General features: G+C 55.6%; 19 protein-coding genes. 11 read left to right on the top strand and 8 right to left on the bottom strand.

Annotated features, from left to right (window positions below; genetic code table 11):
- Positions 1 to 1,548 (top strand): threonine ammonia-lyase, biosynthetic, encoded by a 1,548-nt coding sequence (gene ilvA / locus ACRQ84_RS14475; protein ID WP_483816424.1) that lies wholly within the window; start codon positions 1 to 3, stop codon positions 1,546 to 1,548.
- Here ilvA and ilvY read toward each other — a convergent pair whose 3' ends face one another.
- Positions 1,549 to 2,430 carry an HTH-type transcriptional activator IlvY gene (gene ilvY / locus ACRQ84_RS14470; protein WP_007888824.1) on the bottom strand — a complete coding sequence of 294 codons (882 nt, stop codon included), beginning with the start codon at positions 2,428 to 2,430 and terminating at the stop codon, positions 1,549 to 1,551.
- A gap of 161 nt (positions 2,431 to 2,591) precedes the next feature.
- On the opposite strand from ilvY, the gene ilvC reads away from it, so the two are divergent.
- Positions 2,592 to 4,067, top strand: coding sequence for a ketol-acid reductoisomerase (gene ilvC, locus ACRQ84_RS14465; protein ID WP_483816423.1), 1,476 nt, complete (start codon positions 2,592 to 2,594; stop codon positions 4,065 to 4,067).
- Positions 4,068 to 4,300: 233 nt separating this feature from the next.
- Here ilvC and ACRQ84_RS14460 read toward each other — a convergent pair whose 3' ends face one another.
- The 3 genes from ACRQ84_RS14460 to ACRQ84_RS14450 form a co-directional block, all read right to left on the bottom strand.
- Positions 4,301 to 5,635 carry an MFS transporter gene (locus ACRQ84_RS14460; protein WP_064741335.1) on the bottom strand — a complete coding sequence of 445 codons (1,335 nt, stop codon included), beginning with the start codon at positions 5,633 to 5,635 and terminating at the stop codon, positions 4,301 to 4,303.
- Between the two features lie 288 nt (positions 5,636 to 5,923).
- Positions 5,924 to 6,931: an inner membrane protein YhjD gene (gene yhjD, locus ACRQ84_RS14455; RefSeq protein WP_064741334.1), complete on the bottom strand. Its 1,008-nt coding sequence runs from the start codon at positions 6,929 to 6,931 to the stop codon at positions 5,924 to 5,926.
- Between the two features lie 45 nt (positions 6,932 to 6,976).
- Positions 6,977 to 7,876 carry a LysR family transcriptional regulator gene (locus ACRQ84_RS14450; RefSeq protein ID WP_064741349.1) on the bottom strand — a complete coding sequence of 300 codons (900 nt, stop codon included), beginning with the start codon at positions 7,874 to 7,876 and terminating at the stop codon, positions 6,977 to 6,979.
- A gap of 115 nt (positions 7,877 to 7,991) precedes the next feature.
- On the opposite strand from ACRQ84_RS14450, the gene ACRQ84_RS14445 reads away from it, so the two are divergent.
- The gene (locus ACRQ84_RS14445; RefSeq protein ID WP_483816422.1) at positions 7,992 to 8,750 is read left to right on the top strand and encodes an SDR family NAD(P)-dependent oxidoreductase; all 759 of its coding nucleotides are present in this window, start codon (positions 7,992 to 7,994) and stop codon (positions 8,748 to 8,750) included.
- Between the two features lie 71 nt (positions 8,751 to 8,821).
- Here ACRQ84_RS14445 and ACRQ84_RS14440 read toward each other — a convergent pair whose 3' ends face one another.
- Positions 8,822 to 9,670: a PhzF family phenazine biosynthesis protein gene (locus ACRQ84_RS14440; protein ID WP_483816421.1), complete on the bottom strand. Its 849-nt coding sequence runs from the start codon at positions 9,668 to 9,670 to the stop codon at positions 8,822 to 8,824.
- A 113-nt stretch (positions 9,671 to 9,783) separates the two neighbouring features.
- Here ACRQ84_RS14440 and ACRQ84_RS14435 point away from each other — a divergent pair, with 113 nt between their 5' ends.
- Positions 9,784 to 10,407, top strand: coding sequence for a glutathione S-transferase family protein (locus ACRQ84_RS14435; RefSeq protein ID WP_483816420.1), 624 nt, complete (start codon positions 9,784 to 9,786; stop codon positions 10,405 to 10,407).
- On the opposite strand, the gene ACRQ84_RS14430 is transcribed toward ACRQ84_RS14435, so the two are convergent.
- A complete protein-coding gene (locus ACRQ84_RS14430) occupies positions 10,374 to 11,864 on the bottom strand; it encodes an aminotransferase-like domain-containing protein (RefSeq protein WP_064741330.1) in 1,491 nt (496 codons plus the stop codon). The genes ACRQ84_RS14435 and ACRQ84_RS14430 overlap by 34 nt on opposite strands.
- A gap of 136 nt (positions 11,865 to 12,000) precedes the next feature.
- On the opposite strand from ACRQ84_RS14430, the gene ACRQ84_RS14425 reads away from it, so the two are divergent.
- The gene (locus tag ACRQ84_RS14425; protein WP_483816419.1) at positions 12,001 to 12,588 is read left to right on the top strand and encodes a LysE family translocator; all 588 of its coding nucleotides are present in this window, start codon (positions 12,001 to 12,003) and stop codon (positions 12,586 to 12,588) included.
- 76 nt (positions 12,589 to 12,664) lie between these two features.
- On the opposite strand, the gene mqo is transcribed toward ACRQ84_RS14425, so the two are convergent.
- Together mqo and ACRQ84_RS14415 are read right to left on the bottom strand one after the other, a co-directional pair.
- The gene (gene mqo / locus ACRQ84_RS14420) at positions 12,665 to 14,275 is read right to left on the bottom strand and encodes a malate dehydrogenase (quinone) (protein WP_064741327.1); all 1,611 of its coding nucleotides are present in this window, start codon (positions 14,273 to 14,275) and stop codon (positions 12,665 to 12,667) included.
- A gap of 534 nt (positions 14,276 to 14,809) precedes the next feature.
- On the bottom strand, positions 14,810 to 15,049 hold the full coding sequence (locus ACRQ84_RS14415; protein WP_007891898.1) for a DUF1158 domain-containing protein: 240 nt from the start codon (positions 15,047 to 15,049) through the stop codon (positions 14,810 to 14,812).
- 284 nt (positions 15,050 to 15,333) lie between these two features.
- On the opposite strand from ACRQ84_RS14415, the gene mntP reads away from it, so the two are divergent.
- From mntP to ACRQ84_RS14385, 6 genes are all read left to right on the top strand, one after another.
- On the top strand, positions 15,334 to 15,906 hold the full coding sequence (gene mntP / locus ACRQ84_RS14410) for a manganese efflux pump MntP (protein WP_064741325.1): 573 nt from the start codon (positions 15,334 to 15,336) through the stop codon (positions 15,904 to 15,906).
- Between the two features lie 199 nt (positions 15,907 to 16,105).
- Positions 16,106 to 16,183: a stress response protein AzuC gene (gene azuC / locus ACRQ84_RS14405; protein ID WP_155726430.1), complete on the top strand. Its 78-nt coding sequence runs from the start codon at positions 16,106 to 16,108 to the stop codon at positions 16,181 to 16,183.
- 250 nt (positions 16,184 to 16,433) lie between these two features.
- A complete protein-coding gene (dgcN, locus tag ACRQ84_RS14400) occupies positions 16,434 to 17,441 on the top strand; it encodes an N-acetyltransferase DgcN (RefSeq protein WP_064741324.1) in 1,008 nt (335 codons plus the stop codon).
- 1 nt (position 17,442) lies between these two features.
- Complete coding sequence (gene dgcA, locus ACRQ84_RS14395) at positions 17,443 to 18,408, top strand: N-acetyl-D-Glu racemase DgcA (RefSeq protein WP_483816418.1); 966 nt, start codon at positions 17,443 to 17,445, stop codon at positions 18,406 to 18,408.
- A gap of 18 nt (positions 18,409 to 18,426) precedes the next feature.
- Entirely contained in the window at positions 18,427 to 20,292 is a 1,866-nt protein-coding gene (locus ACRQ84_RS14390; RefSeq protein WP_483816417.1) for an ABC transporter ATP-binding protein, read from the top strand.
- A 21-nt stretch (positions 20,293 to 20,313) separates the two neighbouring features.
- Complete coding sequence (locus tag ACRQ84_RS14385) at positions 20,314 to 21,855, top strand: glutathione ABC transporter substrate-binding protein (RefSeq protein WP_483816416.1); 1,542 nt, start codon at positions 20,314 to 20,316, stop codon at positions 21,853 to 21,855.
- The last annotated feature ends 56 nt before the right edge of the window (positions 21,856 to 21,911 follow it).

The following is a 21,911-nucleotide window of genomic DNA, read 5'->3' as shown; positions in this document are numbered from 1 at the left end:
ATGGCTGAGTCTCAACCGCTACCCGCGTCGCCCAACGGCGCGGAATATTTGCGCGCAGTGCTGCGTTCACCGGTGTATGAAATTGCTCAGGTGACGCCGCTGCAAAAAATGGAAAAAATTTCATCGCGTCTTGGCAACACCATTCTGGTGAAGCGTGAAGATCGTCAGCCGGTGCACAGTTTCAAGCTGCGCGGGGCCTACGCGATGATTGCCGGGCTGAATGAAGAGCAAAAAGCGCGCGGCGTGGTGACAGCTTCGGCTGGTAACCATGCGCAGGGCGTGGCGCTCTCGGCCAGCACCTTAGGCATCAAATCACTGATTGTGATGCCGTTGGCCACGGCAGACATCAAGGTTGATGCAGTACGCGCATTTGGCGGTGAGGCTTATCTGTTTGGTGCCAACTTCGACGAGGCGAAAGCCAAGGCGATTGAGCTGTCCGAGCAGCAGGGCTACACCTTCGTGCCGCCGTTTGACCATCCGGCGGTGATCGCCGGACAAGGCACGCTGGCGATGGAGTTGTTGCAGCAGGATGCCCACCTCGATCGCGTCTTCGTGCCGGTCGGCGGCGGCGGTCTGGCGGCGGGCGTTGCGGTGCTGATCAAGCAGCTGATGCCACAGATCAAAGTGATCGCCGTAGAATCGGAAGATTCAGCGTGTCTGAAAGCGGCGTTGGATGCCGGCGAACCGGTGGATTTGCCGCGCGTGGGATTATTCGCTGAAGGTGTGGCGGTCAAGCGCATTGGCGATGAGACCTTCCGTCTGTGTCGTGAGTATCTCGATGACATCATCACGGTAGATAGCGATGCGATTTGCGCAGCGGTAAAAGACCTGTTCGAAGATGTGCGCGCGGTGGCGGAGCCTTCTGGCGCGCTGGCGCTGGCGGGCATGAAGAAGTACATCCAGCAGCACGACATCAAAGGCGAGCGCCTGGCGCACGTGCTGTCGGGCGCTAACGTCAACTTCCACGGCTTGCGTTATGTTTCGGAGCGTTGCGAACTGGGCGAACAGCGCGAAGCGCTGCTGGCGGTCACCATTCCAGAGCAGCAAGGCAGCTTCCTCAAGTTCTGCCAAACCATCGGCGGGCGCTCGATCACCGAGTTCAACTATCGCTATGCGGATGCGGATAACGCCTGCATTTTCGTCGGCGTGCGCTTAACGCGTGGGCTGGAGGAGCGCAGCGAGATCATCAGCCAACTGAATGAAGCCGGTTATCGCGTGGTGGATTTGTCGGACGATGAGATGGCGAAGCTGCACGTGCGTTACATGGTCGGCGGACGTCCCTCGAAGCCGCTGCGCGAACGTCTGTTTAGCTTTGAATTCCCGGAAGCACCGGGCGCGCTGCTGAAGTTTCTGCAGACGCTGGGGGCGCACTGGAATATTTCGCTGTTCCATTATCGCAGCCACGGCACCGATTATGGCCGCGTACTGGCGGCCTTCGAAGCCAACGAACAGGAGGCGGATTTCGAAACCCATCTCACCGCATTGGGTTACGAATGGCACGACGAAGCGAACAACCCGGCGTTTCGTTTCTTCCTTGCCGGGCAGTAATTACAGCTGGTGCCAGAACGCATTGATAAGCGGCTCTCCGAGCCGCTTTTTTTGTACGCAAACCCCAAGTTCCAACGGCGCAACAGATTCCACATTCTCCAGCGTTAACACGCGATTGCGTACCGGTTCCGGGCTGTTCTCCAGCACCACGTCCGGCAGCAGCGCAATACCACATCCCAGCGCCACCATCGACACAATCGCCTCATGTCCGGAAACCGTGGCATAAATCTGCGGGTTGGGAATGCGCTGGCGGCGGAACCACAAATCGATACCGCGTCGCGCAGGACCTTGTTCCGGCAGGATAAACGGGATTTGCGCCCAATCCGGTTCGTCTTGTGTTGCCTGGCTGCGCACCGGACAAGGCAGCGCCGGGGCGATCAGCACCAGCGGAATCAGGCCCAGTGGCGTAAAATCTATGCTGGCGGGCAGCGATTCAGGACGTCCGGCAATGGCGAGATCGGCATCACCGGATTGCACCATCTCAATCGCATCGGCCGCATCACCGGTGGTGAGTTTGATCTCGACCTGCGGATGTTCAGCGCGAAAGCGATCAAGAATCGGCGGCAAATGGCTGTAAGCGGCGGTCACCGAGCAGAACAGGCGCAGTTCGCCGCTCAATGACGGGCCGTTGAGATCCATCACATGACGAAGCTGCTGGTATTGCAGCAACGTCTGCTGAGCGAACTGACGCAGGCGCTCGCCGGCTTCGGTCAGCGTCACGGTGCGGTTATCACGCAGGAACAGCGCATGACCAACATCCTCTTCCAGGCGCTGAATCTGGCGCGAAAGAGTGGAGGGACTGACGTGCATGGCGCGCGCGGTGCGACCAAAGTGGCAGCTTTCAGCCAGATGAAGGAAGAGTTTCAGGTCTCGTAAATCCATGCGCGTATCGCCTCAAGGTTATGTTGCAAATTTTGCAATGTGACCTTGCTAATATATCAATTTAAGCAACGGATTTCCTGTCATATGATGGGGTCATTCGCGGCGTGAGAGACAACGTCGTTACTGAACAAAAACAAACACAACATCTAACCGGAGTACCCATGGCTAATTACTTCAACACATTGAATCTGCGCAACCAGTTAGCGCAGTTGGGCAAATGTCGTTTCATGTCACGCGACGAATTCGCTGATGGCGCTAGCTTCCTGAAAGGCAAGAAAGTGGTCATCGTTGGTTGTGGTGCTCAGGGTCTGAACCAGGGCCTGAACATGCGTGATTCTGGTCTGGACGTGGCGTATGCCCTGCGTGCTGAAGCGATTGCTGAAAAGCGTGCCTCTTTCCGCAAAGCGACCGATAACGGCTTCAAAGTGGGCACTTACGAAGAGCTGATCCCACAGGCTGATCTGGTGGTTAACCTGACGCCAGACAAGCAGCACTCAGCGGTCGTTCAGGCTGTTCAGCCGTTGATGAAAGATGGCGCAGCGCTGGGTTACTCACACGGTTTCAACATTGTTGAAGTGGGCGAAACCATTCGTAAAGACATCACCGTCGTGATGGTTGCACCGAAATGCCCGGGTACCGAAGTGCGTGAAGAGTACAAGCGTGGTTTCGGTGTACCGACGCTGATCGCCGTTCACCCGGAAAACGATCCAAAAGGCGAAGGCATGGCGATTGCGAAAGCCTGGGCCGCAGCCACCGGCGGCGACCGTGCGGGCGTGCTGGAATCTTCTTTCGTTGCAGAAGTGAAATCTGACCTGATGGGCGAGCAGACCATCCTGTGCGGTATGCTGCAGGCCGGTTCTCTGCTGTGTTTCGACAAGCTGGTGGCTGAAGGTCACGACGCCGCTTATACCGAAAAACTGATTCAGTTCGGCTGGGAAACCATCACCGAATCCCTGAAGTTTGGTGGCATCACGCTGATGATGGATCGCTTGTCTAACCCGGCGAAAATCCGTGCTTATGCGCTGTCTGAGCAGCTGAAAACCATCATGGCGCCGCTGTTCCAGAAGCACATGGATGACATCATCTCTGGTGAATTCTCATCGGGAATGATGGCTGACTGGGCTAACGATGACAAAAACCTGCTGACCTGGCGTGAAGAGACCGGCGCAACGGCATTCGAAAACGCACCGCAGTTTGAGGGCAAAATCGAAGAGCAGGAATACTACGACAAAGGCGTCGTGATGGTTGCGATGGTGAAAGCAGGCGTTGAGCTGGCGTTTGAAACCATGGTGGATGCAGGCATCATCGAAGAGTCGGCTTACTACGAGTCACTGCATGAGCTGCCGCTGATTGCCAACACTATCGCCCGTAAGCGTCTGTATGAAATGAACGTGGTTATCTCTGATACCGCAGAATACGGTAACTACCTGTTCTCCTTCGCAGCGGTTCCCCTGCTGAAAGAGTTCATGACCACCCTGCAGCCGGGCGATCTGGGCAAAGCGATTGAAGGGACTCAGGTTGATAACGCGCAGCTGCGTGACGTCAACGAAGCGGTACGTCAGCATCCAATCGAATCGGTAGGCCGCAAACTGCGTGGCTACATGACCGACATGAAACGTATCGCTGTTGCTGGCTAAGCCACGCGCGACACAGTTTTCAGCACAATAAAAAACCCCGGCTTGCCGGGGTTTTTTTTAATTAGTGCTCGCTGTTGCTCTATGTATGTACTCGCTGTCCCCCATCCCGGCCTTCCTCGTTCCTCCCCCATAAATGGGGGAGGAAGATGCTGCCATATGTTAGTTCTGAAGCTGCATGTGGCAGCGTCCCCTTCCCCCGCTTGCGGGGGAAGGGGACAGCGAACACCGCTCAATTACACCGCTTCATACAGCGTCTGATTGCGCGTCTCTTTACAGGCAATCAGCGCGATCAGTGTCAACACTGCCATCGAAGCCAGATAGAAACCCACCGCCTGCAAACCGTAATTGGCGTTCAACCAGGTGGCGATATAAGGCGCCACGGATGCACCAAGAATCGACGACAGGTTATAGGAGAATGATGCGCCGGTATAACGCACTTCAGTCGGGAACAGCTCTGGCAGCAGCGCGCCCATCGGACCAAACGTCAGCCCCATAATGCTTAAGCCCAGGATTAGGAAGCCCATCACCAACACCTGAGAACCGGAACCCAGCAGCATTGGGAACATCAATGCGAAGGCAATAATCATCAGCGTAATGGTGATCATGGTTTTACGACGACCAAAGCGATCGGCTAACAGACCCGCAATCGGCACCATCACGCCAAAACCAATCACCGCCACCATCAACATCCACAGGAAGCTGTTACGCGAGTAGCCGAGGCCAGCTGGCGCAGGTGCGGTACCGTAACTCATTGAGTAAACGGTCATAATGTAGAACAGTGTATAGGTGGCGAGCATGATGAAGGTGCCCAGAATGGTTGCCGTCATATGCTTGCTCAGCAGCGTGCCAATCGGCATTTTCACCTGCTTGTTCTCTTTCTGCACTTTGGCGAACACCGGACTTTCATGCAGCGAAACGCGCACATACAGGCCAATCAACACCAGCACCGCAGAAAGAATAAACGGCACGCGCCAGCCCCAGTTCATGAACTGCTCATCGGTCAGCAGCCACGAAAGCAGCAGGAATGTGCCGTTAGCGAAGAAGAAGCCAATCGGCGCACCGAGCTGTGGGAATGAACCATAGAGCGCGCGTTTTTTCGCTGGGGCATTTTCGGTCGCCAGCAGTGCTGCGCCGCCCCATTCGCCACCGAGGCCAAGACCCTGACCAAAACGCGCCAGCGCCAGCAGCAGCGGCGCTGCCACGCCAATGGTTTCATAACCTGGCAGCAAACCAATCAGCACCGTCGAAACGCCCATGGTCAGCAGCGAAGCAACCAGCGTTGCTTTGCGTCCGACGCGGTCACCAAAGTGGCCAAACACGGCAGAACCGATAGGGCGCGCAACGAAGGCGATAGCGAAGGTCGCCAGCGACTGCAGCGTTGCCACGGTCGGATCGCCCTGCGGGAAGAAGATGTGCGGGAAAATAATCACCGCGGCGGTGGCATAGATATAGAAATCGAAGAACTCAATGGCGGTGCCGACAAGCGATGCCACAACCACTTTGCCACGTGAATTGACCGGCGTTTCGTCGTGTTTTTTGTCGAGTGTTTCTGTGATGGAGGCTTGCATAAGTGTTTCTTAATTGTAAATGTAGACAGAGAATCTTACGCACCTGGTTTGCGGCATTCAATGGCGAAAAACCGCGTCAGACCGGGCTTTTTCGGCGAATAAGTGGATAATTTCTGAGTTGCTGCGATCAGTGGCGGATGGGAACGGGAAGTGTCACTTTTTTGGCGGGAATCTCTGCAAAAGGGCCAAATTAAAGTGACCCTTCAGCGTTTCCTGCTGGTTTTTGCGGTAAAAATAGCCAGCAGGAAACATTTTTAGCTAGTCAGGCAATTGTAACAAGCGGGTGGCTTATTTTGCCTGATGCGGCTGTGGCATCTCTTTATCATCTTTGTACTTCGCGGTGGCGATCCACGCCGCGCAAAACAGCGTCAAACGTGCAAAGAAGTAGAAGAACGCCATCAAACCGAGCACCGAACCAAAGGCCGCGCCTGACGGTGAGGTTGCCAGCTTCGGCAGCGTCAGCGTCATGACAAACTTGATCACTTCAAAGCCAATCGCTGCCAGCAGCGTGCCGCGGAACAAGGCCTTTTTGCGCGGTTTATGGCGCGGCAGAATCCAGAATATCCACAGGAACAGCAGATAGTTAGCGAAGATTGAGATGGATAACGCAATCACCGTCATCGCGGGACGCAGCCACTCAATGCCTTCCAACCCTAACGCATTGACGATCGCTGCCTGCGCCGCACCGGCAATGGAGGTCAGCGACAGCGTAATCACCAGCGCGAACATCAAACCCAGCAGCGAAAGCAGATCGCGTGCGTACTTCTTCCAGAATTTCTCCTGATCGTCCGGCGTGCGTTCCCACACGTCGCGCGACTGCGCGCGCACCGCTTCACGCAGGTTACCCATCCAGTTAATGCCGGAGTAAAGCGCCAGCAGCAAACCGGTTAATCCCACCGTGGCACGCTGTTGAATCGCGGTATTCACTGTATTTTTCAGCGTGGTGGCCAGCGTCGGATCGCTGATGCTGTTAACGATTTTGTTGATCAACTCGGTGAGCAAATCCTGATTCGACGCCAGCACAAAGCCGACTGCCGCAAAGGAGACCATCAAAATCGGTATCAGGGAGAGAAAAGAGAAGTAGGTGATCGCCGCGCCAAACTGGCTGCCGAGACGATCGTTAAAGCGTTCCAGCGCGCGCATAAAATGCGCCACCGCCGGAATCGCCTGGAACCAGGCAGCGAAGCGCGACACATTTTGGATCGAGCCATCTACGGTTTTATTGCCGGTTTTAATATCAATCAGCGGCTTGTTTTCTGCCTCTGACTCAGTCTTTTTAAGGTTTTTGTCCGTCATAGACGATAGTCATCCTGTTCACTGCGAAAATACAATTATAGCCTGCTATGTCACATACTCCTGCAAGACCTGGCTCAGCCACTCCATAAACACCCGCACGCGGCGTGCCACGTTACGGCGATGCGGATAAAGCAGTGAGATCGGCATCGGTTTAGCCGGGAAGTGATGCAGTACTTCAACCAGTTGTCCTGACTCCAGCAGCGGCTGCACACCCATCGCTGGCACCTGAATAATGCCGAGCCCAGCCATGCACGCTGCGCGATAGGTTTCGGTACTGTTCACCGTGACCACGCCGCCAGTTTGAATGTAATGACACTGCTTGCCATCGAAATATTCAAAGCCATGAGAAGGTTGCCCAAGCTGCTGGGTGTAATGCACCATCGCATGTTGCGACAGATCTTCCAGTCGCACCGGCATGCCGAAGCGGGAAAGGTAGTCGGCACTGGCGCAGTTGATCAAGGCGTATGAGCCGATTTTTCGTGCAATCAGCCCGGAATCTTTCAGCTCGCCTACGCGCACCACGCAATCAAAGCCTTCGCGAATCACATCCACCTGGCGATCGCTGCTGCTCAGTTCAATTTCCAGGCCGGGATAGTGCTGCAAAAATTCCGGCAAACGTGGCAGCACAAAGCCGGTTGCCATCGCCACCGACATATCAACGCGCAGTTTGCCGCTTAAGGTGGCGGGATCGTGCTGGAACAGGCTATCCATATCGTCTAGCATCGAGAGCAAATCGAGGCAGCGATCGTAATAAACCAAGCCATCCTGCGTCAGATGCACGCGTCGCGTGGTGCGGTGCAGCAAGCGCGTCCCCATTTGATTCTCTAGCGCCTGCAGCTGGCGCGAAACGCTGCCTTTCGGTAAACCCAAACTTTCTGCCGCACGGGTAAAACTGCCCATTTCTGCCACCCGCACAAAGACCTGCATTGCGTGAATTTTATCCATGTTGTTCACCGATTGTTGTTGTTAGTGAAACAGTGCTGCGTATTCCTCTGCGTTTATAGATCAATTATTCACGAATATCCTTAACACGTGTTCAATTTTCCAACTGGAGCGAAATATGAGTCATAAAATTGCATTGATTACCGGCGGAAATCGCGGTTTAGGCAAGAATGGGGCGCTGAAACTGGCCGCCAAAGGCACCGATATCCTATTTACCTATCGCGGTCATGCGGAAGAAGCCCAGGCGGTAGTGCAAGAAATTGAAGCGCTGGGCGCACGTGCGGTGGCGTTGCAGCTGGATGTTGGCGACACAAGCTCGTTCGACGGCTTCGTGGCGCAGGTGAAGGAAGCGCTGCAGCAAACCTGGCAGCGTGACAACTTTGATTATTTAGTGAACAACGCCGGACACGGTCACTACAAGCTGTTCGCAGAGACCACGGAAGAGGAGTTTGATGCGCTGGTGAAGGTGCACTTTAAAGGGCCGTTCTTCCTGACGCAGAAGCTGTTGCCGCTGATGGTTGATGGTGGACGCATCCTGAATATCTCCAGCGGCTTAACCCGTTTGACGCTGCCGGGTTCCGGCACTTACGCCTCCATCAAAGGCGCGATGGAGGTATTAACCCGCTATCAGGCTAAAGAGCTGGGTGAACGCCATATTCGTGTCAATATCCTGGCGCCCGGCGCGATTGAAACCGATTTCGGCGGCGGTCGCGTGCGTGACACCAAAGATCTCAACGATCATATCGCCTCGGTGACCGCATTGGGCCGCGTCGGCTTGCCGGATGATATCGGTGATGCGATCAGCGCGATTCTCAGCGATGAAACCGGCTGGATCACCGCACAGCGCATTGAAGCCTCAGGCGGGCAAGGACTGTAATATGTAGGGTCGCCATTAATGGCGACCTTGTGAAATATTGTCACCCGCCAAGGTTGCCATAAATGGCAACCTTACACCTCAATCGTCCCATCAATCACCGTCACCGTTTGCCCACCAATCCAGATCGCTTCATCCGTAAAACTTACCTGAATTCGTCCTTCTCGCTGAATCGCGCTGCCCTGACGCGCCCGATAATTTTGCGTATGACCCTGCGCGGCGAAATAGCGCGCCAGACACGCATTGGCGCTGCCGGTTACCGGATCTTCGGTCAAACTGCCATTTTCAACCAGCAGCGCACGCACTTCATACTGCTCGTTCTCATCCGACGGTAATGCCCCAAAAATCGCCGTGCCGTTAACGTCGGCATGTTGATGCAAACGGTGTAAATCCGCTGCTGACGGCACCACATCCAGCACCGCTTGCGCACTACTCATGGGAACCAGCAACCAGCGAATGCCCATATCGACAATGGTCGGCGATTGGCTGAGATCGAAAGATTCACTGTTCAGCGCGCTGCTCATCAGCGCATCGCTAAAGGGCGTTAGGGTTGCAGCGGGTGCCGCAAACGCCAGCGCGCCGTCGGCGCTAATATTCACCTCCACCAGACCCACGCCGCACTCTTGCACGATTTTGCCCGGTGTTATTAACGGCCAACCGGCTTCCAGCAGCGCATGTGCGGTGCCTAGCGTCGGATGGCCGGCAAACGGCAGTTCGCCTTCGACAGTAAAAATGCGCACGCGGTAATCCGCTGCCGCATCCTGTGGTGGCAGCACAAAGGTGGTTTCCGACAGATTGGTCCAGCGTGCAATCGCTGCCAGCTGCGCGTCACTCAATCCCTGTGCATCCATAATCACCGCCAGCGGGTTCCCTTTAAACGCCGATGAGGTAAACACATCCACCTGTTTAAATGCGACCTTCATTGTTATTCCTTCCTCGTTGAGGTTGTCTGAAATCCGGATTTACATCCTGTCGATTGCGAAAGGCCAGCAACAGGACTATGAATAGATTAAGAATTCTGGAATCGGAGTCCGCAATGCTAAAAGTTCTCGGCCGTACTTCTTCAATTAACGTGCGAAAAGTTCTGTGGTTGTGCGCAGAACTCGATATTGCGTACGAATTAGAACCCTGGGGTGATGATCCACAATCGCTGCACTCGCCCGAGTTTATGGCGCTCAATCCCAACGCAATGGTCCCGGTGATTATCGAGGACGATTTCGTGCTGTGGGAATCCAACGCCATTCTGCGCTATCTCGCCAACAGCAACGGCGGCGAATGGCTCTATCCCGAGAATCCCCGCGCGCGCGCGCCGGTCGATCAGTGGATGGATTGGCAAGCCACCGAACTCAATACTTCCTGGCGCTACGCGTTTATGTCGCTGGTACGTAACTCGCCAGCGCACCAGGATCCCCGCTTGCTGGCTGCGGCCGTCAAAGGCTGGACGCACACCATGAATATTCTCAACCAGCATCTGGAGAAAACCGGGCGCTATGTGGCGGGCCGCAATTTCTCGCTAGCCGATATTCCGGTTGGGCTGGCGGTGAATCGCTGGTTTGAAACGCCGCTCGAGCATCCCAACTTCCCGGCGGTGCAGACCTACTATGAGCGTCTGACCGAGCGCGAGCCTTACACCACCTGGGGTCGCAACGGCAAACCCTGATCCTGTCCCGGCGCGAGGCCTGTCATCTCACAGGCCAGTGCGCCAGTGCGCTGTAACGCCCATGTATAACGCTCATCGAACGGATAGCAGCAAGAGAGCCGCAGCGCGTGTTTGTAGCGATCGCTCAGGGAGTAGAGCGCGCCGGGCGTCACACAGATTTGCTCCTGCAACAGACGATGAAACATCTCCACGGTATCGATATTTCCCGGCAGTTCTACCCAAAAAACAAATCCGCCGCGCGGCAGGGTAGCGCGCGTGCCTTGCGGGAAGTGGCGCGCCAGAATACCGCGCGCTGCATCCAGATTCGCCGCATAGCGCCGACGCAGCGTACGCAGATGATGATCGTAACCGCCGCTGGCAAGAAACTCGGCCAGCGTTTCACTCAACAAGCGTGATTCTGCCATCGATGAAACCGCTTTGAGGTGGGCGATAATGTGATGAAAACGCCCGGCGGCGGTCCAGCCGATGCGAAAATCCGGCGCCACGGTTTTGGTAAAACTGGTGCAGTAAATCACCCAGCCATCGCTATCAAAGGCCTTCACTGGCGGCGACAGCGGCCACTCAAACTGCAGTTCGTCATACAAACCATCCTCCAGCAGCGGAACGTGGTAAGTATTCACTAACTTTGCCAGCCGCTTTTTGTTCTCCAGCGGCATTACATATCCCAGCGGATTCTGTGCGCCAGGCATGGCGATCACCGCCTGAATCCGCTTCTCTTGCAGCAACATCTCCAGTGCATCAAGCGACAAGCCCTGCTGCGGATCGGTCGGAATTTCCAGCGCCTTAAGCCCCAGCGAAGCCAGCAGCGGGAACAGGAAGAAATAGGTTGGCGATTCCAAACCAATGCAATCACCGGGTTTGGTCACCGCGCGCAGCGCCAGCTGCAATGCTTCCATGCAGCCGTGGGTGAGAGTAATTTCCTGCGGCGGCAGATTAATGCCGTTATGCAGCGCGCGGCGCGCAATCTCCTCACGTAAGCGCTCACTACCAGGCGGAAGCGCGTAGCGTCCGATAATGTCAGGGTTCTGCCGCAAAATTGACGCAGTAATGCGCCCCAAACGAGCGGCGGGATAAAAGGTGCCATCCTGCGGACAGGCCAATGAGATATTGGTGTAATCCGGATTATTTTGTGCGGCGAATACCTGCTCAATTAACTCCAGCTTTTGCGCGCTGGGATCGTTGATTTTTGTGGTGAGCGGCTTAACCGGGCGCGTCACGGCGGGCAGCACGCCACGCACGTAATAGCCGGATTGCGGACGCGATTCGATCAGGCCGCGATCTTCCAGAATTTGCCACGCATTGAGCACGGTATTGATGCTGACCTGATGCGATTGCGCCACGCGACGGATCGCCGGCAGCCGTTTGCCCGGTTTTAGCGTGCCCTGATGAATCGACTCGGCAAAACTGTCGACCAGCTGCTGATACAGCGTTTGGCCGGATGAGAGTGGAAGGGACACAAAAGCCTCCGCGCGCAATGGATACAATTCATTTTTGAGACAACTGTATCCATTACAATAGTGGTTTTGTGTCTCTGTTTCCATTGCTGCGTCCGCATTAGCATGAAGGCATTATTGGTTCTCAAGGAAGTGCATCATGCTCGATCCCTCATTCTTCAGTTATGTCACCGTTATGTCGATCACGCCAGGCCCCAACAACCTGCTGCTGGCGACCTCCGGCGTAAACTTTGGCTTTAAGCGCACGCTGCCGATGCTATTTGGCATTTTGGTGGGTTGCGCGATACAGATGCTGTTGGCGAGTGTGGCGTTGGATGTATTGCTGCACTGGATGGGCGCGATTCGCCTGCCGCTAACGATTGTCGGTTGCAGCTACTTGCTGTGGCTGTCGTGGAAGATTTTCCGCGCCGGCGCGCCGCAGCTGCGCGAACGGCCGCGCCCAATGACGCTAATAGGCGGCATCTGTTTTCAGGCGGTAAATCCAAAGGCCTGGCTGATGGTCACCAACGTGGCGCTGATGTACGCCAACAGCAACGGCGTATTAACCGTATTACTGGGCTTCGCCGCATTGAATTTGCCGTGTATTTTGATTTGGGCCGCGCTGGGCGACCGCCTGCGCAACCATCTGCAAGTCGCGTGGAAACGCCAGGCGTTTAACAGTTTGATGGCGTTATCGCTGGTGGCGACAACGGCCTGGATGCTGTATGACGCGGTACTGCTAAGTTAGTGATTTCAGTGCGCATGAATGCGCACCCTACATTGTAGGGTCGCCATTCATGGCGACCTGGGTTGATGCTACCTTATTACTTCCCCACCACGTGCGCCGTTTCGCGCGCTTCATCGTTCGCGGCATCCGGGGTAATCACCGGCTCGTAGTCGAGTTGCAGTATCCGGCTGGTATCGGCCAGCACTTTTTCGGTCAGCGCCACATCGCCGTTCAGTTTGCGACCCCACGAAGGGATCACCATGCGAATTTTGGTCTGCCATTCTGGGGAACGCATCTGTTCTGGGAATACTTTCGCCATCAGCTCAAGCATAATCGGCGCGGCGGTTGATGCGCCCGGCGATGCACCCAGTAAGGCCGAAATTGAGCCATCTTCAGACGTTACAACTTCCGTACCAAGGCGCAACACACCGCCTTCTTTAGCATCGTTCTTAATGATCTGCACGCGCTGGCCGGCAGTGACTAAACGCCAATCTTCCTGTTTCGCCTGCGGCACATAAGCGCGCAAGGCTTCCATACGATCGCTGTCACTCTGTAATACCTGATCAACCAGATATTTCACCAGATCGAAACTCTTCAGCCCAACTTGCACCATCGGTTTGAGGTTGCTGCCGTTCATCGCGCCGAACATATCCAATAATGAACCTTGTTTAAGGAACTTAGTGGAGAAGGTGGCGAATGGGCCAAAGAGCAGCACTTGTTTGCCGTCCAGCACGCGGGTATCGACGTGTGGCACCGACATTGGCGGTGCGCCAACGCTGGCTTTACCGTACACCTTCGCCATGTGCTGCTTAACGATTTCCGGATTTTCCGTCACAAGGAATGAGCCGCCCACCGGGAAACCGGCGTAGCCTTTCACTTCAGGAATGCCGGATTTCTGCAGCAGTGGCAACGCCGCGCCACCCGCGCCAATAAACAGCTGGTGCGTAGTCAGGACGCGGTTTTCCCCGCTAGCCAGATTATGCAGGCTCACCTGCCAGCGGCCATCGCTCAGGCGCTTAATATCACGCACTTCCTGACGTAAGCGCAGGCGGAAATTGGCTTTCTTCTCTAAAGAAGCAATCAGCTGACGCGTCACTTCACCGAAGTTCACGTCGGTGCCCATTTCGGTCCAGGTCGCGGCGACTTTTTGCTTGCTGTCACGTCCGTTCATCACCAGCGGAATCCACTGTGCGATTTGCGCGCGGTCTTCTGAGTAATTCATGCCGCGGAACAGCGTACTTTTCTGCAGCGCATTGAAGCGTTTACGCAGGAACTCAACGTTATCGTCGCCCCAGACGAAACTCATGTGTGGCGTACTGTGGATAAAACTTTTGGGATTACGCAGGTTGCCTTTCTGAACGTGATAGGCCCAGAACTGACGCGACATCTGGAACGATTCGTTAATCGCCACCGCTTTAGCGATGTCGATGCTGCCATCCGCTTTTTGCGGCGTATAGTTCAGCTCCGCCAATGCGGCGTGACCGGTGCCGGCGTTGTTCCAGCCATTAGAGGATTCAACGGCCACATCATCGAGGCGTTCAACCATCTCAATCGACCAGTCAGGCTCCAGATCTTGCAGCCATGCGCCCAAGGTCGCACTCATCACGCCTGCGCCAATCAGCAGTACGTCGACATCTTTCCGTTCCTGAAGGTTTGCGCTTTCCTTGCCAGCGGCGGCGAGCGCCAGATTTACCGCAGTAGTACTCATGAGGCGACATCTCCTCTCTCTGTTGACCTGAAGCTCAACAGGTTCGCAGGCGAAATAGCCGCGCTTCTTTCGAGCGCGTGGCGCTATCTCTCAAAGGTTAAGACTCAGGTATAAGTCATGGGGACGATAACGGTTAACTGCACGTTATGCATATGCATTCGAATATAACATTCTCGTATCGGAATTAAACGTTTGTTTATTTTTTAAAGGCGGAAATGATTCAGCATAAGAATTAATCAGCTCAACCCCGCGGTCATAAGGGATTTTTATCTCTTAATCAGACGCTTAGGGTAAAATATTTGTTGCGTTATTGTGAGTGATTGGAAGGCGGGAGTAAACGGCCGGTGAGCTGTATCACACTTTAATGAATTGATAATTAAAGAATTAACACAAATTGATTATTTATGCGGATTTTATGTTGCTCGATATTTCGCCTTTTCGTGTAAAACTAATGTTACATTTTTGTGGTGATGATTTTGGGCGCGACGCGGCGTACCCTTCAGAAGAAAAATGCATCACCTGACTGAAAAGTAATCAACGCGAACGTCGACGCCACAAGAAGCGAATCACGAAAAACTCAATCGCGCCCAGCAGCAAAAACCACAAACTAAAGACGATGGTATACAGCTGATTAACATCCATCAGATGCAAACTTTCTTGTAACTGTTTAGCCAGCTCAATGCCAAATGAGGGCGCAGGCAACAGCAGGGCGGAGAGAAAGCCCAGCAGCAGAATGCCACCAGGGATAATCAGCGTTTCGAACGGGTTATTCATGGTCATTTTCCAAATCAGTTAGCGCGGGCATTAGCGCATAAAACGGCGGCGTGGTGCAATCCCCATGCCGATTCGCTCTAAGAAATTTCTTCTATTCCATTCACTTAGCGTCAAAATGAGCTTTAGTTAAGAGTTATAGCCTTTGCTATACTTAAATCCCTGATTTTACTGTCTTTTTTTTGGCGTTTTTGCGTGTTAGACTGCGCGCACTTTTTCATTACTGAACAATAAATGCGGAGAAGTAGCGGCTTTACAGCCTGTTCCGCGGCATTGATTGAAAACCCATGACATTTATCGCAACCCTTATTCTGGCCTTTGGTATGTCAATGGACGCTTTCGCTGCAGCATTGGGCAAAGGTGCATCATTGAATCGCCCGAATTTTAAAGAAGCGCTGCGTACCGGATTGATTTTTGGTGTCATTGAAATGCTGACGCCGCTGATTGGCTGGGCGATTGGCCTGGCGGCCAGCCGCTACATTATGGCGTGGGATCACTGGGTGGCGTTTGGTCTGTTAAGCGTGTTGGGCGGTCGTATGATGATGGAAGGCTTTCGTCAAACCGCTGATGAGCCTTGCGAAGCGCCGCAGCGTCACGGTTTTATGGTGCTGGCGTTAACCGCCGTTGCCACCAGTCTTGATGCGCTGGCGGTCGGTGTCGGTCTGGCGTTTTTACAGGTAAATATCATTATGACCGCTGTCACCATCGGCGCCGCCACCACCATAATGGCGACTACCGGCGTAATGGTCGGCCGTTTTATCGGTCCGGTGATGGGCAAATGGGCGGAAGTGCTGGGCGGGGTGGTGCTGATCAGCATTGGCTGCACCATTTTAAGCGAACACATGGGTTGGTTTAACTAACGATGCTGCTGCCTGGTGCGCATAAATGCGCACCCTACAATTTCAACTGCGCCTGCTGTAGGGGCGCCATTCATGGCGACCACCGCAAATCCCCAATAAATCCCCATTCTGTGATCCACTTCAAAAATATTTGCGGTAAAAACGCTCAGGAGTTATACTTTTCGCGTATTTATTCAACATTTTTTGAACCAGGTGCCTTATGAAACGCTTTTTCCGCAACGTGTTCCGCTCCTATGTTGAGACGTTTAAACACGTACCGCCAGGTGCATTAAATTAATGCACCCCGCCAGATACCCTCGATAATCGCGGTCAGGGATCGACCTGTGGTTATCAACTGTTTTCTTATCTCTCGCACTACGCCTCCCACCCTTTTCTTCCTAACGCATTGATATATCCCTTCAGCCATCACATTTCGATCTGCCTATAGCCTGAGGTTATACCTCGCCACTAAACAAGCATTCGTCACCCTTTCTCCAGCATGAAATAGTCAGTTCAGGCCCTATAAACCGTCTGAAACGAGAAACATCATGCTGATCCCACAACCTTATTTACTCTTCCTCGGCGACGTAACCGATCCACTGGCCGCTAAAACCGCACGCGGCATTCATGTCTGGCGTCCAGAACAGTGCGTTGGCGAAATCAAACTGCCCGGCTGCACCGTCAGTCTTGGCCTTGAAGAACTCGATATCGCCGCCGCCAAAGCGCGCGGTGCTAAAACGCTGGTGCTCGGCACCGCCAACGCCGGTGGTTATCTGCCCGCGCATTGGCTCGACACGGTCAAAAGCGCCCTTACCGCGGGATTGAATGTCGCCAGCGGTTTGCACCATCGTTTAGTCGATGAGCCGGAATTGGTGGCATTGGCCAAAGAGTTTGGTGTGGAGCTGTTCGACCTGCGCCACATGCGTCCAAAACTGAATGTGGGCAGCGGTAAAAAGCGCTCAGGTAAGCGTGTACTTACTGTTGGTACGGACTGCTCCGTTGGCAAGATGTATACCTCGCTGGCGCTGGAAGCGGCGATGCGCGAACGCGGCATGAAAGCCGATTTCCGCGCCACCGGGCAGACCGGCATTTTGGTCGCAGGGGAAGGCATTGCAATTGATGCCGTGATCGCCGATTTCATCGCCGGTGCGGCCGAAGCGCTGTCGCCAGCCAATGATGCCGATCACTGGGATATTGTTGAAGGTCAGGGTTCGCTGTTCCATCCTTCTTATGCTGGCGTCAGCATGGGACTTATCCACGGTGCGCAGCCGCATTGGCTGGTGATGTGCCACGAAATGGGCCGCCCACATATGCGCCATCTGCCGCATCAGCCGATGGTTAGCCTGAAAGATTGCGTTGAAGCCAACCTGCGCGCCGCGCACGTCACCAGCGACGCGGTACAGCTGGCCGGTTTCGCTATCAACACCTCCAACTACAGCGAAGATGAAGCGCGCGCTTACTGTGCGGAAATCAGCGCGGAATTTGGCGTACCCGCCACTGACCCGGTGCGTTTCGGCATCGCGGATATCGCCGCGCTGCTGCAGGAGCGCGGCTAACATGCGGCGCATGCAGATTGAAGTGCTGGAGCTGCCGCTGGCGCGGCCGTTCGCTATCTCACGCGGTACACGCACCGCAGTGACGGTGATTCGCGTGACGCTGGAGCAGAATGGCTTTATTGGCCGCGGCGAATGTACGCCAACGCCGCGCTACGATGAAACGCCAGAAAGCGTCAACACCGAACTGGACGCGCTGCGCGCCGACATTGAAGCGGGCTTGAGCCGTCTCGATCTGCAAAGCCGTTTGTCCGCCGGTTCAGCGCGTAATGCGCTGGACTGCGCGCTATGGCGTCTCGATGCCGCGCTGGCGAAACACACGCTGTGGCAACAGTGCGAACGCCGTCAGCCGCCCTCGGTGATCACCGCCGAAACCCTCAGCCTCGATTCCATCGCGAACATGGCCGCCGCCGCTGCCGATGCGGTATCCCGCGGTGCCATCCTGCTGAAAATCAAACTCAACCGCGACGAGATTCTGGAAAAAGTCGCCGCGATTCGCCAGGCCGCGCCGCGCGCCACCTTAATCATTGATGCCAATGAAGCCTGGTCGGGCGTGGATTTGCCCAGCCTGCTCAACGCGCTGGTCAGCTTTAACATCGCGATGGTCGAACAGCCGCTGCCGGCGGGCCAGGATCAGGAACTGCAGCGTTTCGCGCACCCGATTCCGGTCTGCGCCGATGAGAGCTGCCATACGCGTGAAGATATTGCGCAGCTGCGCAACCGCTACGAGATGATCAACATCAAGCTGGATAAGTGTGGCGGTTTGACCGAAGCGCTGGCCATGGTGGAAGAGGCACAGAAGCTCGATATGCGGCTGATGGTGGGCTGCATGCTCGGTTCATCACTGGCGATGGAGGCGGCATTACCGGTAGCGATTGCCGCTGAGCATGTCGATCTCGATGGCCCAATTTGGTTGGCCGCCGACAGCTCGCCCTTCCTTTCTTATGCTCAAGGCCAAATCTGGCTGTAACCCGCACGCGGAGCAACGATGACGGACACTTTACTTACCCCCAACGCCGCCAGCGTTGCCGGTTCACCACCGGTGCTCGCGATTCAAGACCTTAGCGTCAGTTTTCGCGGCCGCAGCGGCGAAAATCAGGCGCTGAAGGGCATCAGTTTTAACATTCACCAAGGCGAAATTGTCGCCGTGGTGGGCGAAAGTGGCTCGGGCAAATCGGTCACCTCGCTGGCCGTAATGGGCTTGCTGGCGGCCTCCGGACGCATCGATCGCGGCAGCATGCAATTTCGCGATCGTCAGGGCAAAGCGCATCAACTGGCCAACCTGAATGAAACGCAGCGCCGCGCCTTGCGGGGTCGTGAGATGGCGATGATTTTCCAGGAGCCGATGACCTCACTCAATCCGGTGCTGCGCGTTGGCGATCAGCTGACCGAAGCGCTGCGTGACCACCAGATTTGCGACAAAAGCCAGGCCGATGCGCGTGCGCGTGAACTGCTGCGTCAGGTGCGCATCGCCGATGTCGATCGCGTGATGAAAAGCTACCCGCACTCGCTGTCGGGCGGAATGCGCCAGCGCGTGATGATTGCTCAGGCGCTGGCCTGCGATCCACAACTGTTGATTGCCGATGAACCGACCACCGCGCTGGATGTCACGGTGCAGGCGCGCATTCTGCACATCCTGCGTGATCTGCAACGCGAGAAACAGATGGCGGTGCTGTTCATCACTCACGATATGGGCGTGGTGGCCGAAATTGCCGATCGCGTGGTGGTGATGCTGCGTGGCGAAGTGGTTGAACAGGGCAGCGTGACGGAAATTTTCAATGCGCCGCAGCATCCTTATACCAAAGCGTTACTCGCGGCCGTGCCAAAACTCGGCGATATGCGCGAACACGCGTGGCCGCAGCGTTTTCCGCTATTGGGTTCCCAGACGGAGGAAGACAAAGGCGAGCAGCGCACCGCGCGCTATGACGAAACGCCGCTGCTGGATGTGCGCGGTCTGAAAGTGTACTACCCGATTCGCAGCGGCATTTTCTCGGCGCTGACCCATCAGGTCCACGCGGTGGAGCAGATCGATTTCAGCCTGTGGCCCGGTGAAACCCTGGCGATTGTTGGCGAAAGTGGCTGCGGAAAATCCACCACCGGTCGCGCGTTGATGCGGCTGATTAACAGCGATGCCGATAGCATCCATTTTCAGGGCAATGAAATCGCCAACCTGAAAGAGGCGCAGTTCCAGCCGCTGCGCCGTGAAATCCAGATGGTATTTCAGGATCCGTACGCCTCACTCAATCCGCGTTTGACCGTTGGTTTCACCATTGCCGAACCGCTGCTGCTGCACGGCATGGTGAAGTCGCTGGAAGAAGCATCGCCGCAGGTCGATGCATTGTTAAAAAGCGTGGGCTTATTGCCAGAGCATGCGCGGCGCTATCCGCACGAATTTTCCGGCGGCCAGCGCCAGCGCATTGCTATTGCGCGCGCCATGGCGCTGAAACCCAAAGTGATCATCGCCGACGAAGCGGTTTCGGCGCTGGACGTGTCGATTCAGGCGCAGGTGGTGAACCTGATGATGGATCTGCAGCAGCAAACTGGCGTGGCGTGGATTTTTATCTCGCACGATATGGCGGTGGTGGAACGTATCGCCAATCGCGTGGCGGTGATGTATCTCGGCCAGATTGTCGAACTCGGCCCGCGTCAATCGGTGTTTAACCAGCCGCAGCATCCTTATACCCAACGTCTGCTGGCCTCGGTGCCGGTAGCCGATCCCCAGAACCGTCAACCCCGCACTTTCGAAGAGAGCGAAATTCCATCGCCGCTGCGCAAGGTGGGAGAAACGGTCATTAAACCGCGTTATCGCCAGGTTGCCCCGCAACACTGGGTCGCTGACTGTGTTTCGCGCTAACCCTCAATACCAGGAGATTTCATGAACCCGATTTTTCGCCGTACTGCGCTTGCGCTCGGATTGACCCTCTCGCTGGCCGCCGCCGCTCAGGCACAGGATCTGCGCATTTCGATGTATGCCGATATCACCGGCCTCGACCCGCACGATACCTCCGATAACGTCAGCTATTCGGTGCAGAGCGGCATCTTTGAGCGCCTGTTCCAGTTCGATGCGCAGATGAAATTGCAGCCGTGGCTCGCCACGAGTTACACCAGCAACGACAGCGCCACCGAATTTACCCTGACGCTGCGTAAAGACGTCACCTTCCAGGACGGCACGCCGTTCGATGCCGAAGCGGTAAAAGCCAACCTCGATCGGCTCGCCGACCAGACAAAAGGCCTTAAGCGCAACAGCCTCTACAAGATGATTGCGAAGGTCACGGTGCTGGCGCCGGATCAGGTAAAAATCGAGCTCAACCAATCGTTTGGTGCCTTCATTAATACGCTGGCGCATCCGTCAGCGGTGATGTGGAGCCCGGCGATTCTCAAGCAGTATCCGGAAGAAGCGCAGCTGCGCCTGCATCCGGTCGGCACCGGTCCGTTTAAATTCGTGACCTGGCAGCCGGGTAAAGCCGTGACGCTGGCGAAATATGACGGCTACTGGCAAAAAGGCTGGCCGAAGGTGGATAACGTGATCTTCTCGCCAAGCCCGGAAGATGCCACGCGCGTTGCGGCGCTGAAATCGGGACAGGTTGATGCGATCTGGCCGCTGCCGTCGGATCTGATCGCCACCGTGCAGAGCGACAGCAAACTGGCGATCCAGCGCGATCCGAGCATTTATCTCTACTATATGGCGATCAACACTCAGCACAAACCGCTGAATGATGTCCGTGTGCGTCAGGCGATCAACTACGCCATCGACCGCGATCTGTGGTTAAAAGTCGCCTTTGCCGGCATGGGCAAACCGGCCAGTTCGGCGATTCCTGAAGGTGTGCAGTTCTACCAGAAGCAGAGCACGCCAAACTATCGCTATGCGCCAGATGAAGCCAAAGCGCTGCTGAAAGCGGCCGGCTATCCGAACGGTCTCGATCTTAAACTGTGGGTCACCAACGCTACCGCCAGCGTGCGTGCCGCGCAGGTATTGAAAGCGCAGCTGGCAACGGTGGGCATTCGCGCCACGGTCACGCCGATGGATTCTGGCACGCGCAATGCCAAACTGTGGGGCGTGAAAGACCCGAAACAGGCGGAATTTGATCTCTATTATGGCGGCTGGTCGACCTCAACCGGTGACGCAGATTGGGCCTTGCGTCCGCTCTACGCCACGGAATCCTGGGTGCCGACCTCGTACAACGTTTCCTATTTCAGCAATGCCGAAGCCGACAAAGCGATTGCCGGAGGCTTAGCCACTGCCGATCCGGCGAAGCGTGGCGAGGCCTACGCCGAGGCGCAGAAAGTGTTGTGGAAAGAGGCGCCGGTGGCGTTCCTCGGCACACCAGACAATCTGGTTGGCAAGCGCAGCACGCTGAGCGGCGTGTCGATGCTGCCAGACGGTAACTTCCTGTTTAATCAGGCGACGTTTAAGTAAAGGTTGGTGGTCGCCATGAATGGCGACCCTACAACGTAGGGTGCGCATTTATGCGC

This window comes from Pantoea sp. E2023-21, assembly GCF_051302795.1.
GTDB classification, from domain to species: domain Bacteria; phylum Pseudomonadota; class Gammaproteobacteria; order Enterobacterales; family Enterobacteriaceae; genus Pantoea; species Pantoea ludwigii_A.
This window is presented reverse-complemented; position numbering and strand designations above follow the sequence as displayed.

What these genes read in the sequence shown, in the direction of transcription:
- ilvA (WP_483816424.1), top strand. Translation starts at nt 1, where the DNA reads ATGGCTGAGTCTCAACCGCTACCCGCGTCGCCCAACGGCGCGGAATAT.
- ilvY (WP_007888824.1), bottom strand. Translation starts at nt 2,430, where the DNA reads ATGGATTTACGAGACCTGAAACTCTTCCTTCATCTGGCTGAAAGCTGC.
- ilvC (WP_483816423.1), top strand. Translation starts at nt 2,592, where the DNA reads ATGGCTAATTACTTCAACACATTGAATCTGCGCAACCAGTTAGCGCAG.
- ACRQ84_RS14460 (WP_064741335.1), bottom strand. Translation starts at nt 5,635, where the DNA reads ATGCAAGCCTCCATCACAGAAACACTCGACAAAAAACACGACGAAACG.
- yhjD (WP_064741334.1), bottom strand. Translation starts at nt 6,931, where the DNA reads ATGACGGACAAAAACCTTAAAAAGACTGAGTCAGAGGCAGAAAACAAG.
- ACRQ84_RS14450 (WP_064741349.1), bottom strand. Translation starts at nt 7,876, where the DNA reads ATGGATAAAATTCACGCAATGCAGGTCTTTGTGCGGGTGGCAGAAATG.
- ACRQ84_RS14445 (WP_483816422.1), top strand. Translation starts at nt 7,992, where the DNA reads ATGAGTCATAAAATTGCATTGATTACCGGCGGAAATCGCGGTTTAGGC.
- ACRQ84_RS14440 (WP_483816421.1), bottom strand. Translation starts at nt 9,670, where the DNA reads ATGAAGGTCGCATTTAAACAGGTGGATGTGTTTACCTCATCGGCGTTT.
- ACRQ84_RS14435 (WP_483816420.1), top strand. Translation starts at nt 9,784, where the DNA reads ATGCTAAAAGTTCTCGGCCGTACTTCTTCAATTAACGTGCGAAAAGTT.
- ACRQ84_RS14425 (WP_483816419.1), top strand. Translation starts at nt 12,001, where the DNA reads ATGCTCGATCCCTCATTCTTCAGTTATGTCACCGTTATGTCGATCACG.
- mqo (WP_064741327.1), bottom strand. Translation starts at nt 14,275, where the DNA reads ATGAGTACTACTGCGGTAAATCTGGCGCTCGCCGCCGCTGGCAAGGAA.
- ACRQ84_RS14415 (WP_007891898.1), bottom strand. Translation starts at nt 15,049, where the DNA reads ATGAATAACCCGTTCGAAACGCTGATTATCCCTGGTGGCATTCTGCTG.
- mntP (WP_064741325.1), top strand. Translation starts at nt 15,334, where the DNA reads ATGACATTTATCGCAACCCTTATTCTGGCCTTTGGTATGTCAATGGAC.
- azuC (WP_155726430.1), top strand. Translation starts at nt 16,106, where the DNA reads ATGAAACGCTTTTTCCGCAACGTGTTCCGCTCCTATGTTGAGACGTTT.
- dgcN (WP_064741324.1), top strand. Translation starts at nt 16,434, where the DNA reads ATGCTGATCCCACAACCTTATTTACTCTTCCTCGGCGACGTAACCGAT.
- dgcA (WP_483816418.1), top strand. Translation starts at nt 17,443, where the DNA reads ATGCGGCGCATGCAGATTGAAGTGCTGGAGCTGCCGCTGGCGCGGCCG.
- ACRQ84_RS14390 (WP_483816417.1), top strand. Translation starts at nt 18,427, where the DNA reads ATGACGGACACTTTACTTACCCCCAACGCCGCCAGCGTTGCCGGTTCA.
- ACRQ84_RS14385 (WP_483816416.1), top strand. Translation starts at nt 20,314, where the DNA reads ATGAACCCGATTTTTCGCCGTACTGCGCTTGCGCTCGGATTGACCCTC.